General features: G+C 38.7%; 32 protein-coding genes. 2 read left to right on the top strand and 30 right to left on the bottom strand.

Annotated features, from left to right (window positions below):
* Positions 1-19: 19 nt before the first annotated feature.
* From rpsD to rpsL, 30 genes are all read right to left on the bottom strand, one after another.
* Complete coding sequence (gene rpsD, locus ATE92_RS08160) at positions 20-625, bottom strand: 30S ribosomal protein S4 (RefSeq protein ID WP_100803234.1); 606 nt, start codon at positions 623-625, stop codon at positions 20-22.
* Between the two features lie 156 nt (positions 626-781).
* Positions 782-1,174, bottom strand: a complete 393-nt coding sequence (gene rpsK, locus ATE92_RS08155) for a 30S ribosomal protein S11 (RefSeq protein WP_100803233.1) — start codon at positions 1,172-1,174, stop codon at positions 782-784.
* A gap of 11 nt (positions 1,175-1,185) precedes the next feature.
* Positions 1,186-1,560, bottom strand: a complete 375-nt coding sequence (rpsM, locus tag ATE92_RS08150) for a 30S ribosomal protein S13 (RefSeq protein ID WP_100803232.1) — start codon at positions 1,558-1,560, stop codon at positions 1,186-1,188.
* Between the two features lie 3 nt (positions 1,561-1,563).
* On the bottom strand, positions 1,564-1,680 hold the full coding sequence (gene ykgO / locus ATE92_RS08145; protein WP_100803231.1) for a type B 50S ribosomal protein L36: 117 nt from the start codon (positions 1,678-1,680) through the stop codon (positions 1,564-1,566).
* 3 nt (positions 1,681-1,683) lie between these two features.
* Positions 1,684-1,899, bottom strand: a complete 216-nt coding sequence (gene infA, locus ATE92_RS08140) for a translation initiation factor IF-1 (protein WP_100803230.1) — start codon at positions 1,897-1,899, stop codon at positions 1,684-1,686.
* Position 1,900: 1 nt separating this feature from the next.
* Complete coding sequence (gene secY, locus ATE92_RS08135; RefSeq protein ID WP_100803229.1) at positions 1,901-3,244, bottom strand: preprotein translocase subunit SecY; 1,344 nt, start codon at positions 3,242-3,244, stop codon at positions 1,901-1,903.
* Between the two features lie 13 nt (positions 3,245-3,257).
* Positions 3,258-3,710, bottom strand: a complete 453-nt coding sequence (gene rplO / locus ATE92_RS08130; RefSeq protein ID WP_100803228.1) for a 50S ribosomal protein L15 — start codon at positions 3,708-3,710, stop codon at positions 3,258-3,260.
* Between the two features lie 10 nt (positions 3,711-3,720).
* The gene (gene rpmD, locus ATE92_RS08125; protein WP_100803227.1) at positions 3,721-3,900 is read right to left on the bottom strand and encodes a 50S ribosomal protein L30; all 180 of its coding nucleotides are present in this window, start codon (positions 3,898-3,900) and stop codon (positions 3,721-3,723) included.
* A 13-nt stretch (positions 3,901-3,913) separates the two neighbouring features.
* Positions 3,914-4,438, bottom strand: coding sequence for a 30S ribosomal protein S5 (gene rpsE, locus ATE92_RS08120; RefSeq protein ID WP_100803226.1), 525 nt, complete (start codon positions 4,436-4,438; stop codon positions 3,914-3,916).
* 5 nt (positions 4,439-4,443) lie between these two features.
* Positions 4,444-4,800: a 50S ribosomal protein L18 gene (rplR, locus tag ATE92_RS08115; RefSeq protein WP_100803225.1), complete on the bottom strand. Its 357-nt coding sequence runs from the start codon at positions 4,798-4,800 to the stop codon at positions 4,444-4,446.
* Positions 4,801-4,811: 11 nt separating this feature from the next.
* Entirely contained in the window at positions 4,812-5,354 is a 543-nt protein-coding gene (rplF, locus tag ATE92_RS08110; RefSeq protein WP_100803224.1) for a 50S ribosomal protein L6, read from the bottom strand.
* Positions 5,355-5,371: 17 nt separating this feature from the next.
* Positions 5,372-5,773, bottom strand: a complete 402-nt coding sequence (rpsH, locus tag ATE92_RS08105; RefSeq protein WP_100803223.1) for a 30S ribosomal protein S8 — start codon at positions 5,771-5,773, stop codon at positions 5,372-5,374.
* Between the two features lie 60 nt (positions 5,774-5,833).
* Positions 5,834-6,103 carry a 30S ribosomal protein S14 gene (gene rpsN, locus ATE92_RS08100; RefSeq protein ID WP_100803222.1) on the bottom strand — a complete coding sequence of 90 codons (270 nt, stop codon included), beginning with the start codon at positions 6,101-6,103 and terminating at the stop codon, positions 5,834-5,836.
* A 1-nt stretch (position 6,104) separates the two neighbouring features.
* Positions 6,105-6,656: a 50S ribosomal protein L5 gene (gene rplE, locus ATE92_RS08095; RefSeq protein ID WP_100803221.1), complete on the bottom strand. Its 552-nt coding sequence runs from the start codon at positions 6,654-6,656 to the stop codon at positions 6,105-6,107.
* Between the two features lie 2 nt (positions 6,657-6,658).
* On the bottom strand, positions 6,659-6,973 hold the full coding sequence (gene rplX / locus ATE92_RS08090; protein WP_100803220.1) for a 50S ribosomal protein L24: 315 nt from the start codon (positions 6,971-6,973) through the stop codon (positions 6,659-6,661).
* 12 nt (positions 6,974-6,985) lie between these two features.
* Positions 6,986-7,354 carry a 50S ribosomal protein L14 gene (gene rplN, locus ATE92_RS08085; RefSeq protein ID WP_034259303.1) on the bottom strand — a complete coding sequence of 123 codons (369 nt, stop codon included), beginning with the start codon at positions 7,352-7,354 and terminating at the stop codon, positions 6,986-6,988.
* A gap of 2 nt (positions 7,355-7,356) precedes the next feature.
* A complete protein-coding gene (gene rpsQ / locus ATE92_RS08080; RefSeq protein WP_093139309.1) occupies positions 7,357-7,617 on the bottom strand; it encodes a 30S ribosomal protein S17 in 261 nt (86 codons plus the stop codon).
* A gap of 17 nt (positions 7,618-7,634) precedes the next feature.
* Entirely contained in the window at positions 7,635-7,826 is a 192-nt protein-coding gene (gene rpmC, locus ATE92_RS08075) for a 50S ribosomal protein L29 (RefSeq protein ID WP_100803219.1), read from the bottom strand.
* An 11-nt stretch (positions 7,827-7,837) separates the two neighbouring features.
* A complete protein-coding gene (gene rplP / locus ATE92_RS08070) occupies positions 7,838-8,257 on the bottom strand; it encodes a 50S ribosomal protein L16 (RefSeq protein WP_100803218.1) in 420 nt (139 codons plus the stop codon).
* 18 nt (positions 8,258-8,275) lie between these two features.
* Complete coding sequence (gene rpsC / locus ATE92_RS08065; protein ID WP_100803217.1) at positions 8,276-9,001, bottom strand: 30S ribosomal protein S3; 726 nt, start codon at positions 8,999-9,001, stop codon at positions 8,276-8,278.
* A gap of 3 nt (positions 9,002-9,004) precedes the next feature.
* The gene (gene rplV / locus ATE92_RS08060; RefSeq protein ID WP_100803216.1) at positions 9,005-9,415 is read right to left on the bottom strand and encodes a 50S ribosomal protein L22; all 411 of its coding nucleotides are present in this window, start codon (positions 9,413-9,415) and stop codon (positions 9,005-9,007) included.
* 6 nt (positions 9,416-9,421) lie between these two features.
* Positions 9,422-9,700 (bottom strand): 30S ribosomal protein S19, encoded by a 279-nt coding sequence (gene rpsS, locus ATE92_RS08055; RefSeq protein WP_100803215.1) that lies wholly within the window; start codon positions 9,698-9,700, stop codon positions 9,422-9,424.
* A 3-nt stretch (positions 9,701-9,703) separates the two neighbouring features.
* A complete protein-coding gene (rplB, locus tag ATE92_RS08050) occupies positions 9,704-10,528 on the bottom strand; it encodes a 50S ribosomal protein L2 (protein ID WP_100803214.1) in 825 nt (274 codons plus the stop codon).
* Positions 10,529-10,554: 26 nt separating this feature from the next.
* Complete coding sequence (gene rplW, locus ATE92_RS08045; protein WP_100803213.1) at positions 10,555-10,845, bottom strand: 50S ribosomal protein L23; 291 nt, start codon at positions 10,843-10,845, stop codon at positions 10,555-10,557.
* Between the two features lie 7 nt (positions 10,846-10,852).
* A complete protein-coding gene (gene rplD, locus ATE92_RS08040; protein WP_100803212.1) occupies positions 10,853-11,482 on the bottom strand; it encodes a 50S ribosomal protein L4 in 630 nt (209 codons plus the stop codon).
* The gene (gene rplC / locus ATE92_RS08035; protein ID WP_100803211.1) at positions 11,482-12,093 is read right to left on the bottom strand and encodes a 50S ribosomal protein L3; all 612 of its coding nucleotides are present in this window, start codon (positions 12,091-12,093) and stop codon (positions 11,482-11,484) included. The genes rplD and rplC overlap by 1 nt, the downstream gene beginning before the upstream one ends.
* Before the next feature lie 213 nt (positions 12,094-12,306).
* On the bottom strand, positions 12,307-12,612 hold the full coding sequence (gene rpsJ, locus ATE92_RS08030; protein ID WP_010181931.1) for a 30S ribosomal protein S10: 306 nt from the start codon (positions 12,610-12,612) through the stop codon (positions 12,307-12,309).
* A 10-nt stretch (positions 12,613-12,622) separates the two neighbouring features.
* A complete protein-coding gene (gene fusA / locus ATE92_RS08025; RefSeq protein ID WP_100803210.1) occupies positions 12,623-14,755 on the bottom strand; it encodes an elongation factor G in 2,133 nt (710 codons plus the stop codon).
* Positions 14,756-14,758: 3 nt separating this feature from the next.
* A complete protein-coding gene (gene rpsG, locus ATE92_RS08020) occupies positions 14,759-15,235 on the bottom strand; it encodes a 30S ribosomal protein S7 (RefSeq protein ID WP_100803209.1) in 477 nt (158 codons plus the stop codon).
* A 24-nt stretch (positions 15,236-15,259) separates the two neighbouring features.
* Positions 15,260-15,634, bottom strand: coding sequence for a 30S ribosomal protein S12 (gene rpsL, locus ATE92_RS08015; RefSeq protein ID WP_010230128.1), 375 nt, complete (start codon positions 15,632-15,634; stop codon positions 15,260-15,262).
* A 184-nt stretch (positions 15,635-15,818) separates the two neighbouring features.
* On the opposite strand from rpsL, the gene ATE92_RS08010 reads away from it, so the two are divergent.
* Entirely contained in the window at positions 15,819-17,516 is a 1,698-nt protein-coding gene (locus ATE92_RS08010; protein ID WP_100803208.1) for a POTRA domain-containing protein, read from the top strand.
* Positions 17,517-17,635: 119 nt separating this feature from the next.
* On the top strand, positions 17,636-20,731 hold the full coding sequence (locus ATE92_RS08005) for a SusC/RagA family TonB-linked outer membrane protein (RefSeq protein ID WP_100803207.1): 3,096 nt from the start codon (positions 17,636-17,638) through the stop codon (positions 20,729-20,731).
* Positions 20,732-20,745 lie beyond the last annotated feature (14 nt).

The following is a 20,745-nucleotide window of genomic DNA, read 5'->3' as shown; positions in this document are numbered from 1 at the left end:
TGTGACTCGTGTGTTTTGATTATTTTGAATATAATTCGACGATGAACTGCTCGTTGATGTTTTCAGGAATCTGAAGACGTGCCGGTATAGAAACATAAGTTCCTTCCATTTTCTCACCGTTCCAGGTTATCCATTCGTAAACACTACTTGCGTTCCCTAACGAATTTTGAATAGCTTCAAGAGATTTTGACTTCTCTCTAACTGCAATAACATCACCTGCTTTTAATTGATAAGAAGGGATGTTTACTTTTTCACCATTTACGGTGATATGTCTGTGAGAGACTAATTGTCTAGCGGCCTGACGACTGGGAGCAATTCCCATACGATACACCACATTGTCCAATCTGGACTCACATAATTGTAACAATACAGCACCGGTAATCCCCGGAGCAGCAGTTGCTTTTTTAAACATGTTTCTAAACTGACGCTCTAAGATACCGTAGGTATACTTTGCCTTTTGCTTTTCAGCCAATTGGATTGCGTACTCAGATTTCTTCCCACGACGACGGTTGTTACCGTGTTGTCCCGGAGGGTAATTTCTCTTTTCGAAGGATTTGTCTTCTCCGAAGATAGCTTCGCCAAACTTACGAGCTATTTTAGTTTTTGGACCAGTATATCTTGCCATTTTAAATTGATTTTGAAGGGTAAACTAAATTAAGGTCTTACGTTAATCCTCTAGTTCACATTCATCCTTCAGATTGATATTTATTTTAAATTTTGATTATCAAAGCAAGACTCAAGATTGAAAAATCTAAAATCGTACTTCGTAAATCGTACTTCGTTATACTCTTCTTCTTTTTGGAGGTCTACATCCGTTGTGCGGCATTGGAGTTACATCGATGATTTCAGTAACTTCAATTCCTGCGTTGTGAATAGAACGGATAGCAGATTCTCTACCATTACCCGGGCCTTTCACATACACCTTTACTTTACGCAAACCTGCAGCATGTGCCACACCTGATGCATCTTCTGCAGCCAACTGAGCAGCATAAGGAGTGTTTTTCTTAGATCCTCTGAAGCCCATTTTACCGGCAGATGACCAAGAGATAACGTCTCCGTTCTTGTTGGTTAACGAAATGATGATGTTGTTAAAGGAAGCTGTTACGTGTGCTTCACCAACAGACTCAACATTAACCTTGCGTTTCTTTGTACTTTTTGAGCTAGTCTTTGCCATATCTCTAGGTATTATTTAGTTGCTTTCTTCTTGTTAGCAACTGTTTTACGTTTTCCTTTTCTAGTTCTCGAGTTATTCTTAGTGCGTTGTCCTCTTAACGGAAGACCGGCTCTGTGACGAATACCTCTGTAACAACCAATATCCATTAAACGTTTAATGCTTAATTGGATTTCACTACGTAATTCACCTTCGATTTTGAAAGACCCAACAGCCTCACGAATGGCCCCGATTTCATCATCGTTCCACTCGCTTACTTTTTTGTCTTCACTAACTCCGGCTTTGTTCAATATATCTTGCGCTCGGCTTTTACCAATTCCGAAGATATACGTTAACGCGATTACACCCCTTTTTTGCTTTGGGATATCTACACCTGCGATTCTTGCCATAATTTATCCTTGTCTTTGTTTGAACCTAGGGTTCTTTTTATTAATTACATATAATGTACCCTTTCTGCGAACAATCTTGCAGTCGGCACTTCTTTTCTTAACGGATGCTCTAATTTTCATCTCTTAGTATCTATAAGTTATTCGAGCCTTCGATAAATCGTACGGGCTCATTTCCAATTTTACTTTGTCTCCGGGTAACAATTTTATATAGTGCATACGCATCTTTCCCGAAATGTGTGCAGTCACAATATGACCATTTTCAAGTTCCACACGAAACATTGCATTAGACAATGCTTCTATAATGGTTCCATCTTGTTCTATTGCGGTTTGCTTTGCCATATTATGCTACTGCTTTTCTATTTTTACCACTCTTCATTAATCCATCGTAATGACGGTTTAACAAATACGAGTTAACTTGTTGCATTGTATCGATAGCCACACCCACCATAATTAAAAGTGAGGTACCTCCGTAGAACAATGCCCATCCTTGCTGAATTCCCATCAATTTCACAACAAATGCAGGAAATATGGCAATAAGAGCTAAGAAAATCGATCCGGGCAGCGTAATTTGAGACATAATTCTATCTAACAACTCGGCTGTATCTGTTCCCGGTTTAATCCCCGGAATAAATCCTCCGCTTCGTTTTAAATCATCTGCCATTTTATTGGTAGGCACCGTGATTGCAGTATAGAAATATGTAAATACAATAATCAATGCTGCAAAAACTACATTGTACCACAATCCAAATATATCGCTAAACGCAGCCTGTATAGACTGAGCCGTTTCACTTTCTGAAAGACTTGCTACAGCAGAAGGAACAAACATAATTGCCTGAGCAAAGATGATTGGCATTACCCCTGAAGCGTTTAACTTCAAAGGAATAAATTGTCTTGCTCCAAAGATGTTCTTTTCATATCCGCCACTTGCAGTTCTCCGTGCATATTGCACCGGTATTTTTCGTACCGCCATTACCAGCATTACAGAAGCCAGAATGATGATAAACCAGATTACTAATTCGATAAGGATCATGATTAAACCTCCATTAGATTCCAGAACTCTGGAAGCAAATTCCTGAGCAAATGACAACGGCAAGGTTGCAATAATACCTACCATAATTAAGATAGAGATACCATTTCCAATTCCTTTATCGGTAATTTTCTCACCCAACCACATTGCGAATACACAACCGGTTACCAAGATGATTGTCGATGATACAAAGAACATGGTGTCTTTTCCAAGGATAAATGCTTCGGCCGGAACCCCTAAGGCTTCTAAACCGAACAAGTAACTTGGAGCCTGTACCAAACAGATACCTATTGTTAACCAACGAGTAATTTGATTGATCTTTTTTCTTCCGCTTTCTCCTTCTTTCTGTAACTTCTGAAGATAAGGCACCGCAATTTGCATTAATTGTACTACAATAGAAGCAGAGATATAAGGCATAATACCCAACGCAAAAACAGAGGCATTTGCAAACGCCCCTCCTGTAAATGCATTTAATAATCCTCCAATTCCACCGGCATCAAAATTACCGGCAAATTCGGAAAGCTTTGAAGCATCAATACCCGGTAATACTACCTGTGCACCAAAACGATACACCAATAATAGTCCTAAGGTAACCATGATGCGATTTCGCAGCTCCTCTATTTTGAAAACGTTTTTTATAGTATCAATAAATTTCATTGGTGTTCTTGGATTACAATGTTACTACTTCACCACCGGCCGCTTCAATCGCTTTTTGAGCTGAGGCAGTAAACTTGTGTGCAGATACTTTTAATTTCGCCTTTAGCTCTCCTCTTCCTAAAATCTTCACCATCTCACTTTTCCCGGCAAGTCCCAAACCAACTAAGGTTTCGAAGTCTACAGTATCCTTTATCTTTTTGTCGTCCACTAATTGTTGAAGTACATCAAGGTTCACTCCTTGATATTCTTTACGATTAACATTAGTGAAACCAAACTTAGGTACACGACGTTGTAATGGCATTTGTCCACCTTCAAAACCAAGTTTCTTGGAATATCCTGAACGAGACTTAGCCCCTTTATGACCACGTGTTGCAGTTCCACCTTTTCCGGAACCTTGACCGCGACCTACACGCTTCCCTTTGTTACTAACCGAACCTTTTGCAGGTTTTAAGTTATTTAAATCCATTGTGTATATCTTATTTAGTTTCTACCGAAACCAAGTGTTTAACTTTAGTTATCATACCAAGAATATTTGGCGTGTTCTCATGCTCAACCGTTTGACCCATTTTACGAAGGCCAAGTGCTTCAAGCGTTCTCTTCTGGGTCTTTGTGCGATTAATTGCACTCTTTACCTTTGTTACTTTAATTTTTGCCATCTTCTTTTGTAGTTTATCCTTTATATAATTTCTCCAAAGAGATACCACGCTGTTTTGCTACAGTTTGTGCACTTCGCAATTGCAATAAGGCATCAAAGGTCGCTTTTACCACGTTATGTGGATTAGAAGACCCTTGTGACTTAGACAATACATCGTGAACTCCAACTGCTTCCAATACCGCACGTACAGCTCCTCCGGCAATTACTCCGGTACCCGGAGCGGCAGGTAAAAGGTTTACTCTTGCTCCACCATATTTTCCTTTTTGCTCGTGAGGAAGTGTTACTTTGTTTAACGGAATACGAACAAGGTTCTTCTTGGCATCTTCAATAGCTTTTGCAATTGCACTTGCTACATCTTTAGACTTTCCAAGACCGTGTCCTACAACACCATTCTCATCACCTACTACAACAATAGCTGAAAATCCGAAGGCTCTACCCCCTTTAGTTACCTTAGTAACACGTTGAACGCCTACTAAACGATCTTTTAATTCAAGACCTCCTGGTTTTACTAATTCTACGTTTTTATAATCTTGATACATACTACTTAGAATTTAAGGCCGCCTTCGCGTGCTCCTTCAGCTAATGATTTTACTCTTCCGTGATATAGGTAACCACCTCTGTCGAAAGCCACAGCTTCAACACCAGCCTTAACAGCTTTTTCGGCAATTGCTTTTCCTACTAATTTTGCAGCTTCAATTTTATTCACTTTTGAAGCGTCAATGTCTTTATCTCTTGAAGATGCAGCGGTAATTGTCTTCCCGTTTACATCGTCGATAAGCTGCGCATAAATCTCCTTATTACTTCGGAAGATTGCCAAACGCGGACGTTGTTCTGTTCCTGAAATAGTTTTACGTATTCTAAAACGTAGACGATTTCTTCTATCTTGTTTTGATAATGCCATAACTCTATTTGTTATGCAGATTTACCTGCTTTTCTTCTTAATTGTTCACCAACAAACTTGATACCTTTTCCTTTGTAAGGTTCCGGCTTACGGAATCCACGAATTTTCGCAGCTACCTGTCCAACCAATTGTTTGTCGTGAGACGTTAATTTTATTACTGGATTCTTTCCTTTTTCAGCGATAGCCTCAACTTTCACTTCAGGAGCAATTTCCAATACTATGTTGTGAGAATAACCAATGGCCAAATCTAATTTTTGTCCTTGATTTGTCGCTCTGTATCCAACTCCTACTAATTCCAGCTCTTTTGTCCATCCTGTTGACACACCTTTAATCATATTGTTGATTAGCGATCTGTACAAACCGTGTTTTGCTCTGTGATCTTTTGCATCGGAAGGACGCTCAACAAAAGCATTTCCATCTTCTACCTTTATAGCCACATCGGAATATTCCTGAGTTAATTCTCCTAATTTTCCTTTTACAGTAATCACGTTGTCTTTTATTTCAACTGTAACTCCTGTTGGAATTGCTACCGGGTTATTACCTATTCTTGACATTTCTTCTTGTCTTTATATTAGTAAACGTAACACAATACTTCACCACCTACTTTTTGCTCTCTGGCTTGCTTGCCTGTCATTACTCCATGAGAAGTAGAAACAATTGCGATACCCAATCCATTTAAGATACGAGGTAGTTCGGTTGAACTTGCATATTTACGTAAACCTGGTTTACTTATTCTTTGAATCTTCTTAATTACAGGATCTTTGGTAAGCTTGTCATATTTTAAGGCGATTTTGATAGTACCCTGAGGTCCTTTATCGTCTTCAAATTTGTAGCTTAAAACAAAACCCTGTTCAAACAAGATTTTTGTGATCTCTTTTTTAAGATTGGAAGCGGGAATCTCAACTACGCGATGTCCTGCTTTCACTGCATTTCTAATTCTAGTTAGAAAATCTGCTATTGGATCTGTTGTCATTTATTTTAGTTTGCGGTAATGGTTTTCGGCAAATGCTGAACCTGCTACCAGTTTATAATTTTACCAACTTGCTTTTCGAACACCTGGTATTAGACCTTGATTAGCCATTTCACGGAATATTACACGTGAAAGTCCAAAAGTTCTCATATATCCCTTAGGTCTTCCTGTTAGTTTGCAACGGTTGTGCATACGTATTGGTGAAGCATTTTTAGGCAGTTTTTGTAAACCTTCCCAGTCGCCAGCTTCTTTAAGTGCTTTGCGCTTTTCGGCATATTTTGCTACCGTTTTTGCTCTTTTAACCTCACGGGCTTTCATTGATTCTTTAGCCATCTTAGTTCTTTTTAAAAGGTAAACCTAGTTCAGTTAGTAATGCTTTTGCTTCTTTATCGGTTTCGGCTGAAGTAACAAACGTAATGTTCAATCCTTCAATCTTCTTTACCTTGTCGATATCAATTTCAGGGAAGATGATTTGTTCAGTAACACCCAAAGAGTAATTACCTCTACCATCAAATCCTGTTGCTTTAATTCCGTTGAAATCACGTACCCTTGGCAGCGCTGAAGTAACAAGTCTGTCTAAAAACTCGTACATACGCTCACCACGTAACGTAACCATAGCTCCAATTGGCATTCCTTTACGAAGTTTAAAGTTTGCAATATCCTTTTTAGAAATAGTTGCAATTGCTTTTTGACCTGTAATGTTCGTCAATTCGTCTACAGAGTAATCGATAAGTTTTTTGTCTGCAACGGCAGCACCTACTCCACGAGACACAACAATGCGCTCTAGTTTTGGTACCTGCATTACATTTTTGTATCCAAACTCATCTGTAAGAGCATTTATAATTCTGCTCTTGTACTCTCCCTTAAGTCTTGGTGTATATGCCATAACTATAATACTTGATTCGATTTTTTAGAAAATCGTACTTTTTTACCATCTTCCATTCTATATCCAACACGTGTTGCTTCTCCCGATTTAGGATCTACTAGTGAAAGATTAGAAATATGAATAGGAGCCTCTTTTTCGGTAATTCCGCCTTGAGGATTAGCTGCGCTAGGTTTCTCGTGCTTCTTTACTGTATTCACTCCTTCTACTATTGCTTTGTTTTTCTCAAGAATAACTCTTAGTACTTTACCTTCAGAACCTTTGTGTTCTCCTGAGGTAACTACTACAGTATCTCCCGATTTTATTTTAAGCTTTGCCATCTTTGTTTCGTATTAAAGCACCTCAGGCGCCAATGATACTATTTTCATAAATTGTTTATCACGAAGTTCTCTGGCAACCGGTCCAAAAACACGTGTACCTCTCATTTCCCCTTGTGGGTTAAGCAATACACAAGCATTGTCGTCGAAACGGATATACGATCCGTCCGGTCTTCTTACTTCTTTCACGGTACGTACCACTACTGCAGTAGAAACGGCACCTTTTTTAATGTTTCCATTGGGTGTAGCTTCCTTTACAGTAACTACAATCTTATCTCCAATAGAAGCATATCTTTTCTTTGTCCCGCCCAACACTCTAATTGTTAGCACTTCTTTGGCGCCGGTGTTGTCTGCTACTTTAAGTCTTGATTCTTGTTGTATCATGATTACTTCGCTCTTTCAATTATTTCTACTAACCTCCAACTCTTGGTCTTACTTAAAGGTCTTGTTTCCATGATCTTTACAGTATCGCCTTCGTTACAGTCGTTTTTCTCGTCGTGTGCAACGTATTTTTTCGTTTTTAACACGAACTTTCCGTACATAGGGTGCTTTACTTTTTTTACTTCGGCAACAACAATGGATTTTTCCATTTTGTTACTGGTAACTACACCTATACGTTCTTTTCTTAAGTTTCTTTTTTCTTCCATCTTTCAGCTTCGTACCGTTATTGTACTTCTCTTTTAGTTAGTTCTGTCTCAATTCTTGCGATTACTCTTCTGTGTGATCTCAATTGAATTGGATTCTCCAACGGTGATATGGTATGTGCCATTTTTAGGTCTGAATATGCTTTTTTCGATTCAGAAAGTTTTTCCTGAAGCTCCGCTGTTGATGTCTCGTTTATCTGTGATTGTTTCATCTTTAATAAAATTAAGCTTGATAATCTCTAGACATGATAAATTTTGTTTTTACCGGAAGCTTTTGAGCCGCAAGGCGCAAGGCTTCTTTGGCAGTTTCCAAAGTAACTCCGGAAACTTCAAACAACATTCTACCCGGTTTAACAACTGCTGCCCAATATTCTACTGCACCTTTACCTTTACCCATACGAACCTCGAGAGGCTTTTTAGTGATTGGTTTATCAGGAAAAATCATAATCCAGATAGAACCTTCCCTTTTCATATAACGGGTAGCGGCAATACGAGCTGCTTCTATTTGACGCGCTGTCAAGAAATTTGAATCTAAAGACTTAATACCAAAGGTTCCGTAGGCAAGTTGGTTACCGCGACCGGCATTCCCCTTCATACGGCCCTTTTGCATTTTACGGTATTTTGTTCTCTTAGGTTGTAACATTTTCTTCTATTTAAAAAATTACTTTCTACGACGGGCTTTATTATTGCCACCTCGTCCTCCGGAATTAGTATTTTTTCCACCCTTTTTGGTCATTCCAACTAGGGGAGAAAGTTCTCTTTTTCCATATACTTCACCTTTCATAATCCATACTTTAACACCCAATCTACCATAGGTAGTGTGCGCCTCAACTAAAGCATAGTCAATATCGGCTCTAAATGTCGATAAAGGAATACGTCCATCCTTATAGGATTCTGAACGTGCCATTTCAGCACCATTTAATCGACCTGAAATTTGAATTTTAATCCCTTCCGCGTTCATACGCATTGCAGCAGCGATAGCCATTTTAATTGCACGACGGTATGAAATTCTGTTTTCAATTTGTCTTGCAACACTAGCTCCTACTAAGAAAGCATCTAATTCGGGTCTTTTGATCTCATGAATGTTGATCTGAACCTCTTTACCTGTAATTTTTTTAAGCTCTTCTTTTAGCTTGTCTACTTCCTGACCTCCCTTACCGATAATGATACCGGGACGAGCTGTAGTAATAGTAACGGTTACAAGCTTAAGCGTACGCTCAATAATTACTCTGGACACACTGGCTTTACTTAAACGAGCATGAACATATTTTCTAATCTTGTCGTCTTCGGCTAATTTATCACCGTAGTCATTACCTCCGTACCAGTTGGATTCCCATCCTCTAATAATACCTAGGCGATTCCCGATTGGATTTGTCTTCTGTCCCATTTATTAATTGCTTTGTGTGTTATCGTTAGCTCCTAACACGAGTGTTACGTGATTGGAACGTTTTCTAATTCGGTGTGCGCGACCCTGTGGTGCAGGACGAAGTCTTTTCAACATCGTTCCACCATCCACACGGATTTCTTTAACAAAAAGATCTGCGTCTTCTACAGAAGCATCCTCGTTTTTAGCTTGCCAGTTTGCAATTGCAGACAAAACAAGTTTTTCCAAACGACGTGATGATTCCTTAGAACTGAACTTTAAAATATTAAGCGCTTTGTTCACTTTTTCACCTCTAATCAAATCCGCCATTAGACGCATTTTTCTGGGTGATGTTGGGCAATTGTTCAATTTGGCAAAGTACATTGTCTTCTTTGCTTCCTTGATTTGCTCTGCTCTTTCTCTTTTACGAACTCCCATGGCCTATTATTTTTTTCCTTTATTTTTTGCACCAGCGTGACCACGGAATGATCGTGTAGGTGAAAATTCTCCTAGTTTATGTCCTACCATATTTTCAGTTACATATACGGGAACGAATTGACGTCCGTTATGAACCGCGATGGTTTGTCCAACAAAATCGGGAGTAATCATAGAAGCACGTGACCAGGTTTTGATTACTGTCTTCTTATTAGACTCAACATTTTGCTGTACTTTATTCTCTAACTTGTAGTGAACGTAAGGTCCTTTTTTTAATGATCTTGCCATAGCTTATTTCTTTCTACGTTCGATAATGTATTTGTTACTCGATTTCGTTTTAGAACGAGTTCTGTATCCTTTTGCAGGAATACCGTTTCTAGAACGTGGGTGCCCTCCTGAAGATTTACCTTCACCACCACCCATTGGGTGATCAACTGGGTTCATCACTACCGGTCTTGTACGAGGTCTTCTTCCTAACCATCTGGATCTACCCGCTTTACCGGATACTAACAACTGGTGGTCACTGTTAGAAACAGCACCGATAGTTGCCATACAAGTAACTAATACCATACGAGTTTCTCCCGATGGTAATTTTACAGTAGCATATCTACCATCTCTTGCCATTAATTGAGCAAACGCACCAGCACTACGCGCTAAAACAGCACCTTGCCCGGGACGTAACTCTAAACAAGAAATAATTGTACCTAATGGAATAGCAGAAAGTAACATGGCGTTTCCAATTTCAGGAGCAACGCTCTCACCGGAAACAATATTCTGCCCAACTTGAAGTCCGTTTTGTGCAATTACATAGCGCTTTTCACCATCCTGGTAATTAAGCAACGCAATAAAAGCGGTACGGTTTGGATCGTATTCTATAGACGCAACTGTTGCAGGAATTCCCGCTTTGTCACGCTTAAAATCGATAATTCGATATTTTCTCTTATGACCACCACCTATATAGCGCATGGTCATTTTTCCTTGACTGTTTCTACCACCAGATCTTTTATTCGGAGCTAATAAACTTTTCTCCGGCTTATCAGTTGTAATGGCGTCAAATCCATTTACAACTCTAAATCGCTGACCTGGGGTGATAGGTTTTAATTTTCTTACTGACATTTTTGTCTGATTAAATCTAAGCGAGCTTAGATGTTACTGTAAAAATCTATTGTATCACCTTCCGCCACCTGTACAATTGCTTTTTTATAAGCATTTGTTTTACCAGTTTGAACCCCCGTTTTTGTAAAACGAGTCTTTCTATCGGGGCGGACATTCATTGTACGAACTCCGGTAACAGAAACTCCATAAGCAGCCTCAACCGCTTTTTTGATTTCTACCTTGTTCGCCTTTGGGTTTACTACAAAACCAAAAACATTTTTGTCTTCGGCATCTTTAGTAGCTTTTTCCGTAATTATAGGTTTTATTAAGATATTCATCTTGTTTCTATTTACTTAAGTTTGTTTCAATTCCTTCCAAAGAACCTTCAAACAGCACTAGACTGTTTGCATTCATAATTTTGTAAGTGCTTAATTCTGAGTTAGTTACAACTTCAGTGCCTTTCAAATTGCGAGACGACAAATATACATTATTATTTAACTCTCCCAACACAAACAAAGATTTTTTGTTTTCAAGCCCTAAGGTCTTTAAAACATTGGTAAAATTCTTCGTCTTTGGCCCGTCAAAATTAAGGTCTTCCAATACGACGATTGCCTTGTCATTTGCCTTGATACTCAATGCAGAACGACGCGCCAAACGCTTTAAGGTTTTATTCAATTTAAAGGAATAGCTTCTTGGTCTTGGACCAAACATTCTACCACCACCTTTAAATACACCGGACTTGATACTTCCCGCACGGGCAGTACCTGTTCCTTTTTGCTTCTTGATCTTTCTGGTTGAACCGGCAATCTCTGCACGCTCTTTGGCCTTGTGAGTTCCTTGTCTCTGATTGGCAAGGTATTGCTTCACATCTAGGTAAACAGCGTGATTGTTAGGCTCTATTCCAAACACATCCTTAGAAAGCTCAACCTTTCTACCTGTGTCTTTTCCGTTAATATCTAATACAGCTACCTTCATTATTTCTCTATCATTACATAAGCGTTTTTATGGCCGGGAACACATCCTTTAACCACAAGTAAATTCTTTTCAGGAACTACTTTTAAAACTCTTAAATTTTCAACTTTCACTCGTTCGCTTCCCATTTGGCCCGCCATCTTCATTCCTTTGAAAACTCTCGCAGGATATGAGGCTGCACCAATAGAACCCGGAGCTCTTAATCGGTTGTGCTGTCCGTGAGTCGCCTGACCCACACCGCCAAAATTGTGACGCTTTACAACACCTTGAAAACCTTTACCTTTTGAAGTACCCGCGATATCCACGTATTCTCCTTCGATAAAATGTTCTACCGTTATGGTATCTCCTAATTTGTAATCTTCTTCAAATCCTTGGAATTCAACGACTTTTCGTTTTGCAACGGTTCCTGCTTTTTTGGCATGCCCTTCGGCAGCCTTAGTAACAGTCTTCTTGTCATCGAAACCAAGTTGAAGAGCTTCGTACCCGTCAACCTCTTTGGTTCTGACTTGGGTAACAACACAAGGTCCTGCTTCAATAACGGTACAAGGAATATTCTTCCCGTTCTCGTCAAAGATGCTGGTCATCCCTATCTTCTTTCCAATTAACCCAGACATATTTATTTATTATTAGTTATTAATTATTCTCTTTTTATTGTTTCTGAAAAAATTCTTTCAGAAAAAAACAGGGTCAAAATAAATTCAACCCTGAATATTATTTTGTTCCGTTTTTCCTTTGCACGCGGCTCCGGACATGTTTACTTCCCACGCAAGTGGGAAACTCTCTTTAAGCCCCCGAAACAAGTTCGGGATGTCAATAAAAGTTTATACCTAAACTTTTATTTCCACCTCAACACCACTTGGCAACTCTAACTTCATTAGAGCATCAATGGTTTTTGAAGAAGAGCTGTAGATATCCAACAATCTCTTGTAAGAGCTTAATTGGAATTGTTCTCTACTCTTCTTGTTTACGTGTGGTGAACGTAACACTGTAAATATCTTCTTGTGTGTTGGTAACGGGATTGGTCCTGTTACTACTGCACCGGTACTCTTTACGGTCTTTACAATTTTTTCAGCAGATTTGTCCACTAAATTGTGATCGTAAGATTTTAGTTTAATTCTTATTTTTTGACTCATTGCTGAAATATTATACGTTAGCGGTTCCTCTTGCTGCTGCGATTACTTCTTCTGAAATATTAGAAGGAGTTTCAGCATAATGTGAAAATTCCATTGTTGATGTTGCACGTCCTGAAGACAATGTTCTTAATGTTGTAACATAACCGAACATTTCAGAAAGAGGCACTTCAGCCTTAACAACTTTTGCACCTGCTCTGTCACCCATATCATTAACCTGACCACGACGACGGTTTAAGTCACCTACAATATCCCCCATGTTTTCTTCGGGAGTAATTACTTCAAGTTTCATGATGGGTTCCAAAATTACAGCTCCGGCTTTTTTAGCAACGGCTTTAAAGCCCATTTTTGCTGCTAGCTCAAAAGACAATGCATCCGAATCCACAGGGTGGAAAGAACCGTCCTTCAAGGTCACCTTCATACTATCAACTTCAAATCCGGCCAAAGGCCCATTGACCATAGCTTGCTTAAATCCTTTTTCAACAGCAGGGATAAATTCTTTAGGAACGTTACCACCTTTTACTGCGTTAACAAAGTCAAGACCCACTTTTCCATCTTCTGCAGGCTCCAAGGTAAATACGATATCGGCAAACTTACCACGACCACCAGATTGCTTTTTATAGACTTCTCTGTGATCTGCAGATTTGGTTACCGCTTCTTTATATTCTACCTGTGGTTGTCCCTGGTTAACTTCAACTTTAAACTCGCGACGTAAACGGTCTACAATAATATCTAAGTGAAGTTCTCCCATTCCTGAAATGATGGTTTGTCCTGAAGCTTCATCAGTACGAACTGTAAACGTTGGATCTTCTTCTGCAAGCTTAGAAAGTGCCATTCCTAATTTATCAACATCTGCCTTAGTTTTTGGCTCCACTGCGATACCAATTACGGGATCCGGGAAGTTCATACTTTCTAAAACAATAGGATGTTTTTCATCGGACATGGTATCTCCTGTCTTGATGTCTTTAAATCCAACCGCAGCTCCAATATCTCCTGCTTCGATATAATCGATAGCATTTTGCTTGTTAGAGTGCATTTGGTAGATACGTGAAATACGTTCTTTTTTTCCTGAACGATTGTTCAAGATATAAGAACCGGCATCCAAACGACCGGAATACACACGGAAGAAAGCCAAACGACCTACAAAAGGATCGGTAGCAATCTTAAATGCCAATGCTGCAAAAGGAGCAGATACATCCGGCTTACGGATTTCTTCTTTTTCAGTATCCGGATTAACACCAATAATACCTTCCTTATCCACTGGAGAAGGCAGGTATCTACAAACGGCATCCAATAAAAACTGAACTCCTTTGTTTTTAAAAGATGATCCACATACCATTGGAATGATACTCATATCCATTACAGCAGCACGAAGCGCAGCATGCACTTCCTCTTCTGTAATAGAATCTTCATCTTCCATATATTTTTCAAGCAAATTCTCATCATAAGCCGCAACTTCTTCAATAAGTTTACCGCGCAATAATTTTGCCTCTGCCTTAAGTTCTTCAGGAATATCAACAACATCGAAAGTTGCTCCGAAAGATTCATCATGCCAAATTACAGCACGGTTCTTTACCAGATCCACAATTCCTTTAAAGTTGTCCTCATCACCGATATTCAATACGATAGGTACTGCATTAGACTTCAGCATATCTTTCACTTGCTGACAAACTTCCATAAAGTTAGCCCCTTGACGATCCATTTTGTTTACGAATCCAATACGCGGCACTTTGTAGTTGTCGGCAAGCCTCCAGTTAGTCTCAGATTGTGGTTCAACACCATCCACTGCACTAAAAAGGAATACCAATCCATCCAATACTCTCAATGAACGGTTTACCTCTACGGTAAAATCAACGTGACCGGGAGTATCGATAATATTAAAGTGAAAATCTTTTGTGTCCTCCACAGGTTCACCATTTTTCAATGGGAACTTCCATGTACAGGTAGTGGCAGCCGAAGTAATAGTAATACCTCTCTCCTGCTCCTGCTCCATCCAGTCCATAGTTGCCGCACCGTCGTGAACTTCACCAATTTTGTGACTCACCCCGGTATAGAACAAAATACGCTCTGTGGTGGTGGTTTTACCGGCATCGATATGCGCGGCAATCCCTATATTTCTAGTATATTTTAAATCTCTTTGTGCCATTTTTTAGAATCTGAAATGTGAGAATGCTTTATTCGCTTCGGCCATTTTGTGCGTATCTGTACGCTTTTTAACCGCCGCTCCTTCTTCTTTTGCAGCAGCAAGAATTTCTCCTGCCAGTTTTTGCGCCATGGACTTTTCGTTACGCTTTCTAGCGTAACCAATTAACCACTTCATTGCTGTAGCGATCTTTCTGTCCGGACGTATTTGCATAGGAATTTGGAAGGTCGCCCCACCAACTCTACGACTACGAACCTCAACGTGAGGCATTACATTGGAAAGTGCATCTTTCCAAATCTCTAAAGCCGTTTTTTCTTCGTCTGTTTTTTTCTCGTCTACGATATCAATTGCATCGTAAAACACTTTAAAAGCCACCGACTTTTTTCCGTCCCACATCATGTTGTTCACAAAACGTGTCACTAACTGATCATTAAATCTCGGATCCGGTAAAAGTGGTCTTTTTTTGGCCTGTCTTTTTCTCATGTCTTCTCTTTAAAAGTTTTTAGATTACTTTTTAGGGCGTTTTGCACCGTACTTAGATCTACGTTGTGTTCTTCCTTCAACACCTGCGGTGTCTAAAGCTCCACGAACGATATGATATCTAACTCCCGGCAAATCTTTTACCCTTCCACCTCTAACCAATACTATCGAGTGCTCTTGTAGATTATGTCCTTCACCAGGGATGTATGCGTTTACTTCCTTTCCATTGGTCAACCTTACCCTTGCTACTTTACGCATTGCAGAGTTAGGTTTCTTAGGAGTAGTAGTATATACACGCGTACACACACCTCGTCTTTGAGGACACGAATCTAAAGCAGCCGATTTACTCTTCTTGGTTATTTTGGCTCTTCCTTTTCGTACTAATTGTGAAATTGTTGGCATATAAAATATGTATTATACTTATTTAAATATAAAATCCCTCTTTTTAAGGGCTTGCAAAGGTAGAAATAAAATTGAATTAATCAAACGTTCCTAAATTAATTTTACCCACTCTTTTATTATTTTGAAATTGAGATATTAAAAACCGCATTGAAACGTTAGTTTTACAACACAAAAAACATGGCATTTGAAGTTTTTCCTTTACATCTTTTTATACCTTAATATATATATAACTAGTACGCAGCTGCTTTATGCCCAAAATCTAAGACTCACCGTTGAAGCAGAGAATCCCCTTCCCGAAGGCCTCTTAGACATCCTGAACTTTCAAAATACCTTTAACGATTATATATCCTTGAAAAAAGAAGCCGACACCTTGGCTTATAAGCTTCAAAAGATTGGATATATCGATAGCGAATTACAATCCCTTCAGAAAAAAAATGACAGCAGTTATAGGGCAAATTATTTCTTCGGAAAAAGATACCTATATATTAAGGTATTTTACAATGCAAACGATTTCAGCAAAAGCGAACTGCAGCGTGTATCCGAAGAAGTAAACGACACCTATTTTGTTCTTAATTTCTCAACCTTCGAATTGGCACTTACAAAACTAAATGCTATTAAAATTGATAAAGGCAATGCATTTGCCAGAGTACGACTAGACGAAATAGAAAAAGTAAACTCCTCAACTTTAGAAGCAAAACTTGTATTGGAAAACAGAGAATCCAGAACTATCGATTCGATTGTGGTGAAAGGATACGACAAATTTCCAAAATCCTATCTAAAATACTATGCAGGTATAAAAACAGGCAAACCGTTTCGTTTGCAAAAATTAATTGCTCAAAATGAAGTTTTAAATAATCTGGGGTTTGTAAGTACTATTAAGGCTCCCGAGGCATTGTTTCGAAAAGAATCCACAACCGTATATTTTTATCTCAAAAAACAAAACAATAATTTATTTGACGGTATTTTAGGATTTTCAACAAATGAAGAATCCAATAAACTGGAATTTAACGGCTACCTTAATCTGGAGCTCAATAACAATCTCAATTATGGGGAACAGCTGCTCATAAATTACAAATCTGATGGCAATGAACAGCAAAATTTTAGGGTAAAAGTAAACCTTCCATACCTTTTTAAATCTCCTTTTGGCGCCGGTGCTGAACTGAAAATATTTAAAAGGGATAGCTCTTTTGTCACCACCGAGCAACAAATAAGAGTGACGTATCAATTAAACCCCGCTTCCAGCGCCTACTTGGGTTACAAAGGATACGAATCGAGTAATCTATTAGACGTCGCATTTGGCGGAATTGCCATTGAGGACTATACTTCGAGATTTGCAATTTCCGGAATCAATTTCACCAAGCAGCAAAAGAGCCCCCTTTTCCCTATTAAAACTTTTCTTTCGATAGACACCGAAATTGGCACTCGAAAATTGAAAAGTACAAAGGAGGCACAACAGCGGTTTGCAACACTTACAAATCATATTTTAAATTTAAATTATAAAAATGCCATCTTTATACAAAACAGCACCAGTGTACTTTTGAGCGATACCTATATAACAAATGAATTATTCCGTTTTGGTGGTATTAACACTATGCGAGGTTTTGATGAAAACAGTATAGATGCATCGTTCTTTTCGGTTCTTAATACAGAATATCGTTATATCGCCAATCCCACAATATACATTCACAGTATAATTGATTTAGGCTACTTTGAAAATCGCATTTTTAATCAAAAAGAAAAGCTCTATAGCTTCGGAATTGGATTTGGTTTACAAACGAAAGCGGGAATTTTTAAGCTGAATTTAGCAAATGGAAATTCAGACAGTCAGAACTTTACTTTTTCTAACACAAAAATACATCTCAGCCTATCTTCCAGATTCTGAAGAGCCTAGTAAAGCCCGATAATAATACACTTATTAACGCAACTAATTTTAAGAATAAAAACTTGCTAATTTCACATTTAATTGGCACTTTTGACTATCCTTAATTTAATATTAATAATATGAAACAAAAAATACGTGGAATACTAACGATTCTTTTAGCGTTAGTAGTGCAAGTTACTTTTGCACAAGAAAAAACAGTTTCCGGTACAGTATCAGATGATACAGGTTTACCGCTTCCGGGAGCGAACATTATCATAAAAGAAACCAATACTGGAACTCAATCAGACTTTGATGGTAATTACACTATCACAGCCTCGATTGGGCAAACCTTAGTGTTTAGCTACGTTGGCTTTGACACTCAGGAGTTCAAAGTTGGTGCTGCCAACAGCATCAATGTGAATATGGTTGCAGGAAATATGCTTTCTGAAGTTGTGGTAACAGGTTACTCAACAAGAAATCAGACTGTACAGACTTCAGCTGTGGTTTCTATTTCGGCAAGTGAAATTTCCGAATTAAGTCCAACAACAAGTGTGGACAACCTTTTACAAGGTAAAGCCGCTGGGGTTCAGGTTACAGCTGCCAATGGAAAACCGGGACAAGGAGCGTTTGTACGTATCCGTGGTGTTGGTTCTTTGACAGCAGGAGCTTCCTCTCCACTTTATGTAGTTGATGGCGCGGTAATAAGAGAAGAGGATTTAGGTAACATTCCCAACGATGATATCGAGAATATTACCATCCTTAAAGACGCTGCAACTACTGCCCGATACGGGTCCAGAGGTGCAAGTGGAGTTGTGGTAATTACAACAAAAAATGGTAACAGAAATAAAGACGCTATCGTAAAGTACAGTTCGAGATATGGTTTTACATCTAGAATAAAGCCTAATTTTAATATCATGAATGCCGAGCAGAAATTGCAGTATGAAGCTGAACTATATGCATTAGGTGTTACAACCGCGGGGAGCTTGCCAGGAGTTACTACACTACCGGGAAGTCCTGAAAGACAATTTCTTTTAGACAACCAAACCGATTGGCAAGATTTAATGCTGAAGGAAGGAATCGTGCAAAACAACAATGTTTCTTTCTCGGGTGGATCTGAAAAAATGGATTACTATTTTTCTGTAGGTCATGATAGAAATACAGGTATTATAGATCAACTAGACGGTTTTGAAAGATTCAATTCTCGATTGAATTTGAATTTTGACGCCAAAGATTGGTTGTCATTGGGTGTAAATGTTGGTTACTCAAGATCTACCAGCGACGAACCACGTGATCGTAACAATGTACAAAACCCTTTTAGAGCGATGTACGATTACAATCCATATGAAACTGAATTCGTTTTAGACGAAGATGGAAACGTTGTTTTAGATGAAAACGGGAACCCTGTTTATTCTGCAACACATACTACCTTTAATGTAAGAGGCGCCTTGCTTTCTGAGCCTGCTATTCAAATTGAAAATAATTTATTAGCAAGTGTGGATGCTGAGGTTCGTTTTACCAAAGATTTCAGTTATGGAATTAACGTGGCTGCCAATAGTGTAAATCAGCGTAATGAAAGTTATTCAAAACCGGGAGGAATATTAGATGCCATTATTGGAGATCCTAATAATCCTGGTAATAAACTGGATACAGGTATTTACAGATATGACTTTACAATTAGCAACAGATTAAACTATAACCTATCTGCAAACAATCATCATTTAAATGCACTAGGGTTATTTGAGTACAATAAGAATCAGAATAGTGGTTACCGTTTAAGAAGTATTGGTTTTCCATCTGCATTGCTAACCACGCAATCAAATGCAAATGAGCCAACATTAGCTTCTACTACCAGAGATGTAATCACTTTGGTTTCTTATGGAGTATTTGCAGATTACGATTATAAGGAAAAGTACTTGGCTTCTGCTTCTGTTCGATATGACGGTTCATCAAACTTTGGGTCAGACAATCGCTTCGGAGTATTTTACAGTGGAAGTTTGGGATGGAATATCGCCAAGGAAGACTTTTTCCAGGTAGATGCTATTAACGATTTAAAATTAAGAGCAGCTTACGGAACAGTAGGAAACAGAAACGGAATTGCCCGTTATGCTTCTCAGAGTTTAGTTACATTTGGCTCTTATCCAGGTGGTTCAGGTACTCAGGTTGGTAATTTTGGTAACCCCGGTATCAAGTGGGAAACTACCACTACTACTAACGTCGGACTTGAGTTTAACTTATTTAACCGAAGAGTTCGTGGGGTAACCGATTATTTCATTAGAAGAACTGAGGATTTACTTTTCTTAATCCCTACTGCTGACGAAGCCGGTGTTATAGATACTGCAGGTCAGTTAGGTGTAGTTGGTAACTTAGGTATAATTGAGAACAGAGGTTTGGAGGTATCATTGCAAGGTGACATTTTCAAATCTGAAAACTTCAAATGGACCTTAGGAGGAAATATTGTGTTCCTTGATACTGAAATTGTGGAACTTCCCGATAACGATGGTGACGGTGAGGGTGACGATGTTTTCCCTAACACAGCATTCAACATCGCTTATAGAGAAGGTCAAATGATTAACGAGCACTATTTGATTCGTTATGCAGGAGTTGATCCGGCTACCGGAGCACCTTTGTATTACGGAGCCGACGGAAATACCTATCGTGCAGGTGATCTTCCAGATGGTGAGAATAGAGTTTTTCAAGGAAAATCTACAATTGCCGATAAAGAAGGAGGATTCTTCTCTAACATTACCTATAAAGGATTTGGCTTGAGAACAGATTTTGTTTTTAAAGCAGGTAACTGGGTTAATAACTTCGTGAAATCTAATTTAATTTCAGACGGAGCTAATATAGATGACAACCAGGCTTTAGATGCATTTAATTACTGGCAACAACCGGGAGATACAAATGTGTACCCAAGTCCATTAATTTCTCAGGAAGAATTGCAAGCTGTTAATTCAGATCGATTCTTAGAAAAAGGAGATTATGTAAGAATGCGAAATATCACGCTTTCGTACAATTTCTCTCGTTCTATGTTAGCGAACTCACCTCTAAATGCATTTAGAGTTTATGTACAAGGACAAAACTTGCTTACATTCACTAAATTCTTTGGTGATCCTGAAGTAGGACTTTCATCGGGTGAAACAATTTCGTTTGCAAATTCAGTTGCTCCCGGAGAAGCTACCCTTTATAGTTATCCAAATACAAAATCAATCCAAGTTGGAATTGATGTAAGTTTCTAAATTTAAAAAAAAGA

Origin of the sequence: Ulvibacter sp. MAR_2010_11 (assembly GCF_002813135.1) — a bacterium.
Lineage (GTDB): Bacteria > Bacteroidota > Bacteroidia > Flavobacteriales > Flavobacteriaceae > Altibacter.
Note: the sequence above shows the minus strand (reverse complement) of the source record. Positions and strands in the feature narration are given on the sequence as shown.